Here is a 9,363-nt window from a genome sequence, read left to right as displayed (position 1 = left end):
TATTTTTTCCTAGACATTTTGTCATTTTGCTTTTTTTCTACTTTCTCCCCTGAGTTTTATTTTGTTCTCTTCCTTAATATTTATTTTACAAATACCTTCTATATTTACAGAGTCAGCATAGATTTTAAGTTGGGTTCTTCATTATATTGAGGTACTTAATAATATTTGTGATTGATGCCATTTACTAAATAGAGTATCAATCAGTAATTTATTCACTGCAACTATCTTTGCACTTGAATGTCATAAATAATGTATAAACAAATATTAAAAATTGAATGAATTGTATGAGATGAATTAAAACTATTTAAATTGTTACATTAAACACTTTTGTTAACGTATTTAGAGAGTTTTCAATGGCAATTATTGAAAATATAATAATTGCAATCAACATTTTTTAACTTAGTCAAAGTTTTAAAAACTTGAAGATTTTATAGTAAAGATTTATTTGCATTTAATACAACTTACTCAAGTTATACATCACTTAAACATGAGATCAAACAATTAACTGTTAGTTTAAATATTGACTCAGTAACTAAACACAAAACGTTAGGTGAAACAAATGAATCATATCTTAGAAAAGAGCAAGGCTACTCATTTTAATAGTTCCGTCACTGCGATGCTGAATGGTGTCAAGAAAGGACTTATTTTCGCTTGTGGTTTCGCACTAGTTTTTATGTTACAAGTGACCTTTTTTAGTGCTGGGGCGATCGCATCTCCCTTGGCTAACATCTTTGGCGATCAAGTTGACAAAGTGACGCAAGGTGTGAAAACTGACATGGCGATCGACAAAGCCGCAAATATCACTAAAGAAATCGGTCGCGATCTTCGTGATGGAAGAACTGACAAGGTGATTGACAAACTTGCAGACACCTCTAAAGACTTTGCCAAGGAAGCAGAAAAACGCGCTAAAGACTTAGCTAAAAATGTGAAAGAAGGTACCAAGGAAAATATTGGTAAAGCTCAGAATATGGCTAAGGATGCTAAAGACAAAGTTGGCGAAGGTGTAGAGAAAACCAAAGAGATGGTAGGCGATCGCGCTAATGAAGTTAAGGAAAATACCAAAGGTCTACCTGACGAAACTGAAGATAAAGTTGATGGTGTAATTGATTCTGTCAAAAACTTTTTGGGTCAGTAACACCAATTCAAAAAACGGTAACGCCATTTTTGTAATTTAAAAACTGACTGAATTTATTTGCGAATTCCTCAAAGTATCTTCACGTTTTAGGGAATTGGCAAATAAATTCAAAAAAGATAGGTGACTGGAAACTTAGCCTATTCTCTTCATTCACAAATATTTAAAATGGATAAACGGAGAAACTCTCATGGAATTTATTTGGTTTATTTTAATCGGACTAGTGGCCGGAGCCTTAGCTGGTCAAATAGTTCACGGTGGTGGCTTCGGTGTAGTGGGAGATATTATTGTTGGTATTGTCGGCGCATTATTAGGTGGTTTCCTATTTAATACCTTTGGAGTTTCCACAGGTGGTGGCTTGATCGGCAGCTTGATCGTGGCAACCCTTGGAGCAGTAGTCCTACTATATGGAATTCGCCTAGTGAAGGCTTCTTAGAAGCTACTTGAGATTTTGAGCAAATTACAAATAAGTTATTTAAAGGCAAATTCAACATGACCAATAAAAACGTAAATCCTGACACACAAGCCGATGCAAACCTCGATCCAATTTCGGGAGAAGTAGGGTCACATCCTGTGGGAACAGGTATGGGAGCTGCAGGTGCTGGCACTGTAGGCACAGTTATCGGTGGCGCAGTTGGAGGTCCAGTTGGTGCGGTAGTTGGTGCTGTTATTGGTTCAGTGGTTGGTGGTTTAGCTGGCAAGGATGTAGCTGAACAAGTCAATCCTACTTTTGAAGAAACCAATTGGCAGGAGACCTATACTTCTAGTACCTATGTGGATTCAGATAGAAAGTACGAAGATTACCAACCAGCCTATCGTACTGGCTATGAAGGCTACGATCGCTATGGCCATAGTGGTCGTACTTACAGCGAGGTTGAGACAGATTTACAGCGAGATTATCAAGCTAATCAGACTGGAGGTTTAGCTTGGGAGCAAGCTAAACATGCAGTAAAAGATGCATGGGATCGTGCTTCTACAGCAATTCAACGCTAAATCATAATGCTAGCATACTTCTATTCTTTAACTATGCTGATGTCCTTATGACTTTGCCCTAAAATAAGAAGTCTCACTAATTGGTAGTAAGTAGTCTAGCGTAGTTAAAAAATAGAATCAAATCTTGTGCTGCCCAGATCGTGGGCAGCACAAGATTTGAAGTTTTAAGTTGACTTATTTGGCTATAGCTATACGAAACAAAGTGTGATGGAACTTACATTCCATTACACTTTGTTTCATAGTAAAGCAAGTTCATCATGTCATCCATTTAGACAACCATACCAATGTCATAATTTTTACTATAGAGAAGTAATTATCTCTTAAAATTACATGTCAGGAGCAATCTATCAATGTCAGTAGCACTTGAAGATAACAAACGTACTGCAATCGCTGTCAAATTGGCAGACATGAAAGCAACACAAAATGTGCTGATCGCCAATGAGAAAAGTTTAATCTCAGCTTGCCCAGATCGAGAAATCACTAACCGTTTAGAAGGATTTCTTAGAGATGATCAGAAAAACTTGGGTATCATCGACACGGTCATCGTTCAGTATGGAATTAAAGCCGAGCCAAATCCATCAATTCAGAAGGAGTTTGCAGATCTTGGCAAGATGATGCAAGATACAGACCTCACTTTGTTTGAAAAGGTTGCCAAACATGAACTTCTCAAACATACACAGGCAATGGCAGGAGTCCTCGTTCACAAGGCTGGTCAAGTAGTGGGAGCTGATATCGCCGTAGCGATTGCTCCTCTCAATGCGGTTAACTTTGAGAATCGTGGACATGAGGAGCAACTGAAAGGGATTATGGAATCTCTAAGCACGATGGAACTCACAGGCAAGCCTTCTGATAGTGGACTCTGGTCAAGAGTACAGGATTCCATTGCTGCTCTAAGTGGTATTGCGGGCAGTATCATTAGTCGTAATGATACTGAGGTCAAGATCTGTGATTTAATTCGCCTCGATCATACTAAAGTCTTTGCTTTGCTTTCTCAAATTGCAACGACTGATGACCCTCAAGAGCTACAGGAGCATTTTGGACAAGTTTACAAAGACTTGTGTACTCACGCTGCCGCCGAGGAAGAAGTCATCTATCCAGTTGTACGTCCCTACTATAACGACATTCAGAGTCTGTATGACGAACAAGCTGAAATGAAGCAAACGCTAGAACAGATTAAAGCCATGGACTGTGAAGATACGGTAGCTTTTAAAGCTGCGGTAGAGATTTTGGCCGCAGATGTCAATGCTCATGTCAAAGAAGAGGAAGATGAAATGTTTCCTCGTATTAATAGTAGTTTTGGAGACGATCAACAGAAACAACTTGCGACAGATTTTATGAATGCCAAAAGTAAGATTCAAGATCAGCGATTAGTATCTGCTTCTAGCTAGGTCTGCTAAGACTTGCGCTGTTTCATCAAGTTTATAGGCAAGTCCGAACTATATGCAGAGATTCCCGAGTGAGCATACGCCCAATTGAGAATCTCTGCATATACCTACTGATAAAAGTGTTAGGACAAATAAAGACCCAAGATGTGAGTTGCATTGCTTTACGCCGCAACTCACATCTTGGGTCTTTATCCTAATTGTCTTAGCAGCTATATCTATTTTGAATTAATCAAGATTTACTACATTTTTATACAGATTAATCAATTAAGACTCCTTGACTACCTAAATATACATCATCTCAAACATCCATCTGTCAGGCTAATGACAAGAATATACAAAAAACTCTTGATGGCTATTGCATCAAAAAACAATAAGCATTGAATTATATCCGTCACTATTCAGGAGAGATTAACTATGATTAGCGAGAAGATGCATTCTACCTCTCGACGTTCCTTGATCAAATGGGGGATTTATGGAGTTGGTGGTATAGCAATTGGCGCGATGCCTCAAGCCATCTATGCCCAGTCAAACAGTCGTGGCAAGATGCTCGCCTTTAATGCTAATGACATTGGCATTCTTAACTTTGCTTTGTTATTGGAAGAACTAGAATCTGCTTTTTATGCGGCCGTAGTTAGTTCGGGCAAAATCACCAATAGTCGAGAACTTGAATATATGAAATATTTGGGCGCTCAAGAAACTGCCCATGTAAAATTCCTTCGCAGTGTTTTAGCGAATCAAGTTCTATTTACGACTGAAGATTTAAGTTTTAATTCCTCTAGCCTCAATGATATTCTCGCTAACCGCGATCGCATTTTGAATGCCGCCGTTACGCTAGAAGATCTGGGCGTACATGCCTACAATGGCGCGGGTACAAGCTTGACTAGTCCCATATTTCTCCTTGCGGCTGGTTCAATTGTTTCTGTAGAAGCTCGTCATGCGGCGGGAGTACGGGCGCTACTCAATCGACCAACTACTGAACCTGATCGCGATCGCCTAATCAGTGATGCAAACTTGAATTCAACCCTAAATCCATTTAAAGGTAAGGCTTACGACGAGCTATATACCCCTAAACAGATTGTGGCAATCGTGAATTCGCTAAATATACTCAACAATCCTATTGGCGGGACTCTTGTTAGCTAGAGACGATACACCACACTTGCGAATACACTCATGCAAAAGGATGCTGCTAAGATGATCACCTACTCCGCGACTTTGCGAATAAAGCTTAAAATTATTTCCGATAGTTTTAAGTGTATTGCTAGTACAGCATTACTTCCTTTAAAGCTTTGCTTTGCTTGTATCCCTTTTCTATTTGTATTTTTATTCTTTAGTCCAGCCTCATCAGCATATGCTCAAAGTACAGTTTTGAGTCCTAGACAAGTCGCAGAATATGCACTTACCCTAGAAAAACTTGAAGCAGACTTTTATGAACGAGCAGCCATAGCAGCGATGAATGGAGGATTAGCATCTGCACCTCAAATTGCCAAGGATGCGATCGCTTCCTATGGCGAGGACGAAGCTAATCATGTAACGGATCTATCCGCAGCACTACGTTCTATCGGTGGTGATCCTGAAGCAATTAAAATTCCTGTAAATCCCAACTATAGTGCAATCTTAGGTCGTGATCCCTTTGCTAATCCTACGGATTTCCTACTGGCAGGGCAATATGTCGAAGATTTGGGCGTAGCTGCATACAAAGGGCAAGTGCAGAACTTACTTGCCGCAGGTGATGCTGGCAAACCAATCTTAGCGGCGGCTTTAGCAATTCACAGTGTCGAAGCTCGCCATGCTGCGGGTATTAGATTCTTACGTGAGACTTTGCTAGACGAGGATGTACGTCCTTGGATATCTACCAATGCTAGCAATAAAGAAGTTATCTACAATGAGAATCGAGAAGACTCTCCGATTCCCTTTACTCTTGATGCTTTTGATGGCTATGCAACTAGTGACGAAGTACTTGCCCTCGTTACACCAATCTTAACTGCAACTCCATCATCTAATACTCAACCTGTTGAAGAAGTAGTTCCAACCACAACCACTGAACCATCGACAACGAGTGAACCATCAGCGCCAGTAAGAGGGTTATGGTAAGGAAGTCGCTAGTATGTTCTTTCCTTTATTTAGACCTCTAAAAGCAACCATTTTAAGTTTGAGTATAGTGTTAGCCTCATCTATTTCTTCTACTATTGCTCAAACTGAGATCAGAAAAAGCATCAATCCCACCCATAAATTGGAAATATTAACAATGTCTAATCTGGTTAAAGAGAAGATTAAAACTAATCTTGAAAAGGCAAAAAGTCAAGGCAGTATTCGATCTGAACATATTCGTGAAATTGTCAAAGATGCAGTTGCCCAAACCATCGCTGAGCTAAAAGAAGGCTCAGGTGAAATTGGCTTAATTGTCAAAGATGCGGTCTCTACAGTAATTGCTGATTTTAAGGGAGGTGGCAAGGAAAAGACAGAAAACATCACTGCTTCTATCGAAGGCGCGATCGCAGGAAGTACCCATGAGCGTCAACAGGCGATCGCGGAGCGACGAGTGAGACTATTGGCGATTCAAACTCAATTGGATCAACAGCAGGAAGAGTTAGATCGGGAAGCCAGCGCCATCATGATGGATATCAAGGCGGTGGAATTACCAGATACTAATCCTGAAGAAATTAATCTAGCGGTCGATACCTATCAAGAACGTCAAGAAGTGGGGATTTTGCAGGAGCAGTACGTCAACCTCAAATCCCAAATGACAAATCTAGATCGGAAATTAGCGGATCGTTATGGCGATCGCTATCAAGAAATTAAGCTGCAATGGGAAAAAGCAAAAACATGGTATGACCAGAAAAAAGTCGAAGCAGAAGCCAGTGGAGTTCTTCCTTTACAACAGAAACAGGCTGAAATTGAGACCAATGCAGGTGAATTTGGTTCTGTAGTTGCTCGTAAAGAGGAACAGATCAAGCAGGGCTTAAAAGAAATTTGGAAAAGCAAAGATTCCGTCTCTAAGCGCTAATTTGCAAATTGCTAATTTTCAAAACATACAGTTTATTTCGTATCGGGGAATGTAGTGCAGGCTCTGACCGCACCACATTCCCAAAAACAGTCAATTCAAGAGTAATCAACATGAAACTAATTTTAGGCATTCTTCTTCCCCCCCTTGGTGTTTTTCTGGCTTACGGATTTAGCGTCACTCTATTAATCAATATTGGACTCACTCTATTAGGGTGGGTTCCTGGGATTATTCACGCTGTTTGGGCGATCTCTAAACAAGGCGAGCAATCAAGTAATTAGATTTGCTCAATTTCTCTTTCTCCTAACTACCAAATTACTATTACTCTAGGTAAAAAAATATGATTGGATACTTTCTCACTATATTAGCAACTGCTTTAGGGCTTCTCATTGTTGATCTAATTGTCCCTGGTGTAGACATTGCTAACTTTCCTTCAGCATTATTAGCAGCGATCGTTATTGGTTTGGTTAATGCCTTCATTAGACCAGTTCTGCAAGTTTTGTCTCTACCCCTTACTTTTATTACTCTAGGATTGTTTTCATTTATCCTAAATGGACTATTGCTGTGGATAGCATCCATTATTGTTCCAGGATTTACGATGAATGGTCTTTTGGCTTTCATCCTAGCTCCTATCGTTCTATCTTTTTGTAGTACTTTCCTTAATAAATACTTTGCAGAGAGAAGAACTGGTACTTAAGAAGCTATTTCAAAATTAATTTCTGGTGCGAAAAGTTTTAAGAGATTCCCCTCAATCCCTCTTAAAAATAGGGAAGAAGAAAATGCTTTCCCTTTTTAAGGGAGTCTAGGAATCTAGGCAGTTCTTAAATTTCTAAGGGGAAAAATATACAGCGTGAAAAACTAAGGAACAACCAGATGAACATTTTTCGCCATGCTCGAACCACAATAGTAGCGATCGCTCTGATGTTGGTTTTGACTTTCACAACTGCTTGCGGATCTCCTCAATCCTCTAATCCAGTAAAGCTCAATCAGAGTTCAGATTACAGTCAAATAGCCCGAAATAATTCAGCCGCAGGGAAAGATTATGGTAATTGGGTAATGCAGACTAGTAAAGGCTTAATTAAGGATGCCTATGTCCGCGACGGTAATAAATTAGGGGTCGTAATTTCACCTCAAGTTCTACCCTCAGATGTAAAGCCCTTAACTCAATCGCTAACCCAAGGCTTTCGGAATACTTTCCCAAATCAAGATTTAACCGTTTTGATTTATGCTCCTGACAAAAAATTGATTTTAACAGCTCGCTATGACTATCAATCTAAACAAATTGATTATCAGCAAGCCAGTTAATCCTTCATGATCCATCTATATTTTTATTGAGATAACCATGAGTAATCAAACCCTCACCATTGCCAACTTCGATGATAATTACTGGCGACAGAATTACAATTCTCGTCACTATATTGAGAAAGGAGCTACCTATGAAGGCTATCAATTAGCCTATCAGATAGGACACGAAGGTTGCGATCGCTATTTTGGCAAGAGCTTTGATGAAGCAGAACCCGAACTCAAGCGAGATTATGAAGCTCTCTTAGCCCAAAAGAGTGGTACAGGCATGGCTTGGGATAAAGTCAAAGATGCAGTTCGGGATGCTTGGGATCAAGCAGGGACTACTTAGTACCAATTTAAGAAATGGCTACGCCATTTCTTAAATTCAAGGTAATCCAAAGCTTCGCCTTGGATTACCTTGAATGCATAAATTTTTATTGTTTTTATTTTAATGGAGTTCTAAATAGCTATGCCAAATACTAGTGATGAATATAAGCGTCAAGTCATGAAAGATTTAGCGGGAGGGAATAAAGAAACCCTACCTGATGAGTCGGAAAACTTTACAGATTTTGACAATTTTGCTCAACGGTCTTCCCGTGAAGAACGTCGTAATATATTTAGTGACTTTTTCCAGCCCGATCGCATTTCCTCGGCACAAATGGAGCCAGAATTGCAGAAAGCACTCGCTAAGATTCAGCCCAGTCAGCGAGATGATGTCGCTAGAGAGTTATTTGGTCAGCTCAAAAAGACAGGACTAGGTAATCGCGATCTCGAAAAGCAATTAGGTCTATCTAGCCATGATCCTAGCCGCATGACACCTCATGATGTCGCCCAACTCGCAGGGTTTACTTACCATTCCCATCCTGATATTTTTCATGAAGTTTTAGCCGATCAGCCAGCTCTAGTCAAATTTCTCAGCAATCCGATGGTGGGCGCAGTTGTAGGAGCGATCGCCTCAAAATGGATTGGTCGTAAATAAACCAATATGCTCAGATATTCTGCTCAACTTTGACAGTGTTAGCTGATTGACTGACAAAAGTAGGAAGAGAAGTATCGAGAAAGCATACAGAGATTGAATTCGAGTAAAGAAGAGGCTTATGCTGTTTTCATCAAAGAAATAGCATAGGACAAAACGCCTCACACATCTATAAATGAATTAACAAAATTCGGGAGTCGATACAGCGCATGGTCAGGTGTACGCCATTGTCCATAAAACTGAGTCCAAGCGTCTTACCAATGTGCATATTGTGGCGGCTTGAGAATCTCATAGCTGATAGAATTGGTATATTTTCAACACTAAACCCACCATCATTCAGACTTTTTGGGAGTATGGGCTTAGATTCGATATTGAGAAAAATTTCTTGGATGACAAATCCAATGAGATCTTTCCATAACTGAGATCTTGCACCATTCCTAAAAGAGTTAAGTGGGAATGGGTTTGAGAATAATTTCAAAGCCATGACGAGCAGCAATATCGGCACTAATTTGAAGATACCTGAGAAGTTTCAACCAAAGGACAGAAGGGAATAAAACTGAAAGAGTTAAATCACAAGTAGCTTTCCAGTCCA

General features: G+C 39.7%; 12 protein-coding genes. All 12 read left to right on the top strand.

Annotated elements, in window-relative coordinates; all coding sequences use genetic code 11:
- The first annotated feature begins 559 nt into the window (after positions 1-559).
- The 12 genes from H6F41_RS18170 (at position 560) to H6F41_RS18115 (ending at position 8,774) form a co-directional block, all read left to right on the top strand.
- Positions 560-1,135 (top strand): YtxH domain-containing protein, encoded by a 576-nt coding sequence (locus H6F41_RS18170; RefSeq protein WP_190404871.1) that lies wholly within the window; start codon positions 560-562, stop codon positions 1,133-1,135.
- Positions 1,136-1,322: 187 nt separating this feature from the next.
- On the top strand, positions 1,323-1,568 hold the full coding sequence (locus H6F41_RS18165) for a GlsB/YeaQ/YmgE family stress response membrane protein (protein WP_190404870.1): 246 nt from the start codon (positions 1,323-1,325) through the stop codon (positions 1,566-1,568).
- Between the two features lie 56 nt (positions 1,569-1,624).
- Positions 1,625-2,125: a hypothetical protein gene (locus H6F41_RS18160; RefSeq protein ID WP_190404869.1), complete on the top strand. Its 501-nt coding sequence runs from the start codon at positions 1,625-1,627 to the stop codon at positions 2,123-2,125.
- 350 nt (positions 2,126-2,475) lie between these two features.
- The gene (locus H6F41_RS18155) at positions 2,476-3,513 is read left to right on the top strand and encodes a hemerythrin domain-containing protein (protein ID WP_190404868.1); all 1,038 of its coding nucleotides are present in this window, start codon (positions 2,476-2,478) and stop codon (positions 3,511-3,513) included.
- Positions 3,514-3,924: 411 nt separating this feature from the next.
- The gene (locus H6F41_RS18150; protein ID WP_190404867.1) at positions 3,925-4,650 is read left to right on the top strand and encodes a ferritin-like domain-containing protein; all 726 of its coding nucleotides are present in this window, start codon (positions 3,925-3,927) and stop codon (positions 4,648-4,650) included.
- Between the two features lie 30 nt (positions 4,651-4,680).
- On the top strand, positions 4,681-5,601 hold the full coding sequence (locus H6F41_RS18145) for a ferritin-like domain-containing protein (RefSeq protein ID WP_242023111.1): 921 nt from the start codon (positions 4,681-4,683) through the stop codon (positions 5,599-5,601).
- A 154-nt stretch (positions 5,602-5,755) separates the two neighbouring features.
- Entirely contained in the window at positions 5,756-6,514 is a 759-nt protein-coding gene (locus H6F41_RS18140; RefSeq protein ID WP_190404866.1) for a histidine kinase, read from the top strand.
- Between the two features lie 110 nt (positions 6,515-6,624).
- Positions 6,625-6,792, top strand: coding sequence for a YqaE/Pmp3 family membrane protein (locus H6F41_RS18135; RefSeq protein ID WP_190404865.1), 168 nt, complete (start codon positions 6,625-6,627; stop codon positions 6,790-6,792).
- 59 nt (positions 6,793-6,851) lie between these two features.
- Positions 6,852-7,208, top strand: a complete 357-nt coding sequence (locus tag H6F41_RS18130) for a phage holin family protein (protein ID WP_190404864.1) — start codon at positions 6,852-6,854, stop codon at positions 7,206-7,208.
- A gap of 176 nt (positions 7,209-7,384) precedes the next feature.
- Positions 7,385-7,816, top strand: a complete 432-nt coding sequence (locus tag H6F41_RS18125; protein ID WP_190404863.1) for a hypothetical protein — start codon at positions 7,385-7,387, stop codon at positions 7,814-7,816.
- Between the two features lie 37 nt (positions 7,817-7,853).
- Positions 7,854-8,144, top strand: coding sequence for a hypothetical protein (locus tag H6F41_RS18120; protein ID WP_190404862.1), 291 nt, complete (start codon positions 7,854-7,856; stop codon positions 8,142-8,144).
- Positions 8,145-8,264: 120 nt separating this feature from the next.
- Positions 8,265-8,774, top strand: a complete 510-nt coding sequence (locus H6F41_RS18115) for a hypothetical protein (RefSeq protein WP_190404861.1) — start codon at positions 8,265-8,267, stop codon at positions 8,772-8,774.
- Positions 8,775-9,363 lie beyond the last annotated feature (589 nt).

This window comes from Pseudanabaena mucicola FACHB-723, from assembly GCF_014696385.1.
In the GTDB taxonomy this organism is placed as follows: Bacteria; Cyanobacteriota; Cyanobacteriia; order Pseudanabaenales; family Pseudanabaenaceae; genus Pseudanabaena.
The sequence above is the reverse complement of the archived record's forward strand: the minus strand, read 5'-3'. Positions and strand labels throughout refer to the sequence as shown.

Coding starts and splice junctions, on each gene's coding strand:
- H6F41_RS18170 (WP_190404871.1), top strand. CDS start 560: ATGAATCATATCTTAGAAAAGAGCAAGGCTACTCATTTTAATAGTTCC.
- H6F41_RS18165 (WP_190404870.1), top strand. CDS start 1,323: ATGGAATTTATTTGGTTTATTTTAATCGGACTAGTGGCCGGAGCCTTA.
- H6F41_RS18160 (WP_190404869.1), top strand. CDS start 1,625: ATGACCAATAAAAACGTAAATCCTGACACACAAGCCGATGCAAACCTC.
- H6F41_RS18155 (WP_190404868.1), top strand. CDS start 2,476: ATGTCAGTAGCACTTGAAGATAACAAACGTACTGCAATCGCTGTCAAA.
- H6F41_RS18150 (WP_190404867.1), top strand. CDS start 3,925: ATGATTAGCGAGAAGATGCATTCTACCTCTCGACGTTCCTTGATCAAA.
- H6F41_RS18145 (WP_242023111.1), top strand. CDS start 4,681: ATGCAAAAGGATGCTGCTAAGATGATCACCTACTCCGCGACTTTGCGA.
- H6F41_RS18140 (WP_190404866.1), top strand. CDS start 5,756: ATGTCTAATCTGGTTAAAGAGAAGATTAAAACTAATCTTGAAAAGGCA.
- H6F41_RS18135 (WP_190404865.1), top strand. CDS start 6,625: ATGAAACTAATTTTAGGCATTCTTCTTCCCCCCCTTGGTGTTTTTCTG.
- H6F41_RS18130 (WP_190404864.1), top strand. CDS start 6,852: ATGATTGGATACTTTCTCACTATATTAGCAACTGCTTTAGGGCTTCTC.
- H6F41_RS18125 (WP_190404863.1), top strand. CDS start 7,385: ATGAACATTTTTCGCCATGCTCGAACCACAATAGTAGCGATCGCTCTG.
- H6F41_RS18120 (WP_190404862.1), top strand. CDS start 7,854: ATGAGTAATCAAACCCTCACCATTGCCAACTTCGATGATAATTACTGG.
- H6F41_RS18115 (WP_190404861.1), top strand. CDS start 8,265: ATGCCAAATACTAGTGATGAATATAAGCGTCAAGTCATGAAAGATTTA.